General features: G+C 33.2%; 1 protein-coding gene. It reads right to left on the bottom strand.

Features of this window, described 5'->3' with window-relative positions:
- Positions 1-17: 17 nt before the first annotated feature.
- Positions 18-446, bottom strand: a 429-nt coding sequence (locus tag FD29_RS08355; protein ID WP_157049396.1) for an RNA-guided endonuclease InsQ/TnpB family protein, incomplete at its 5' end; no start/stop codon positions are given.

The following is a 446-nucleotide window of genomic DNA, read 5'->3' as shown; positions in this document are numbered from 1 at the left end:
CAAACGGACTTTATATTTTACTGTTTTGCCAATCCTTTATTTAGGATATTGATAGCCGCATTATGATCTCTAAAGTGATATTTATGACAAATTGGACAAGTCCATTTTCTGTCAGCTAGAGTCAATTTGTTAGCACCGCTCAAGATATGTCCGCAATTGGAACATGTTTGGGTGGTGTTTTTTGGATCTATAGTCAAAAATTTTCTACCATATAAATCAGCTTTATAAGCTAACATGTTTAGAAATGTTCTCCACCCAACGTCGGAGATTGACATTGCCAGAGCATGATTTTTCAACATATTTGAACTTCTCAATTCTTCAGCTACTATCAAATCGTGGCTATTGATAAGTTTAGTAGATAAAATATTCAAGAAGTTATTATGTTGATTGCGTATCTTTGTATTTAGTTTCGACACTAAAAGTCGTTGTTTTTGGTAGTTCTTTGA

Origin of the sequence: Companilactobacillus mindensis DSM 14500 (assembly GCF_001434275.1) — a bacterium.
Lineage (GTDB): Bacteria > Bacillota > Bacilli > Lactobacillales > Lactobacillaceae > Companilactobacillus > Companilactobacillus mindensis.
Note: the sequence above shows the minus strand (reverse complement) of the source record. Positions and strands in the feature narration are given on the sequence as shown.